Source organism: Oleiphilus sp. HI0080, assembly GCF_001635135.1.
The window spans coordinates 1-939 of the sequence record NZ_LWFU01001025.1 but is presented as its reverse complement, the minus strand read 5'-3'; the positions used below and the strand labels follow the sequence as shown (position 1 = coordinate 939).

The window sequence follows — 939 nt, the reverse complement described above, 5'->3', positions numbered from 1 at the left end:
GTATGGCTATCTCGGTTGCGCTCGCAGTAGGTGATATCGCTGATGAGCTGGTAGCGAAGCTAGCAGAAAAAACGAAAGCGCTAAAAATCGGCGATGGTTCAAATAAAGGCCTTGATATGGGCCCTTTGATTAGCAAAGAACATCTTGAGAAAGTCAAAGGCTACATTGCCAAAGGCGTTGAAGAAGGCGCGACGTTAGTAGTCGATGGACGCGAAGCAAAAATCGATGCAAACGAGAAAGGCTACTTCCTTGGTGGCTGTTTGTTCGACAACGTCACGAAAGACATGGTCATTTATCAAGAAGAGATTTTTGGCCCTGTACTTTGTGTCGTTCGTGTCCCTGATTACTCAACGGCTGTTCAGATGATCAACGATCACGAATACGGAAATGGTACTTCTATTTATACCCGCAGCGGCGGCATTGCGCGCAAGTTCACGCATGATGTTCAGGTAGGTATGGTCGGCGTCAATGTGCCAATCCCTGTGCCGATGGCATTCCACTCATTTGGTGGCTGGAAGCGCTCTCTCTTCGGTGCCAACCACATGCACGGACCTGAAGGGGTCAAGTTCTACACCAAGCGCAAAGCGGTCACTGCTCGCTGGCCAGAAGGTGATCTCGGTGCAGAATTCGTGATGCCTACAATGAAGTAAATATCCCGACGAGCCCAGCCTTCTGGGCTTTTTTGTTTTGGAGTTTTATGAACGTTTCAAAAATTCAATTCGTCGCTGAAAACGTCAGCAAAGAAAGTTACCTGCCAGATCAGGAAAAGATTGTTCACGGTGAGCCCGCACAAAACCTCTGGAATAACTATTCAAGTAAAGATGAAAAGTTCCATGTAGGAATTTGGGATTCGAAAGCTGGACGCTGGTCGGTGAGTTATTCCGAGCATGAGTTTTGCCATATTCTTGAAGGCAGCTCGATCATTATTGATGAAAGCGG

At 47.3% G+C, this 939-nt stretch carries 2 protein-coding genes; both read left to right on the top strand.

Going from position 1 to position 939, the window contains the following annotated elements:
- Positions 1-650: aldehyde dehydrogenase family protein (locus tag A3751_RS19305; RefSeq protein WP_156492643.1), on the top strand; the 650-nt coding region annotated here is incomplete at its 5' end.
- Between the two features lie 47 nt (positions 651-697).
- A partial coding sequence (locus A3751_RS19300) for a cupin domain-containing protein (protein WP_156492642.1) occupies positions 698-939 on the top strand: 242 nt, incomplete at its 3' end.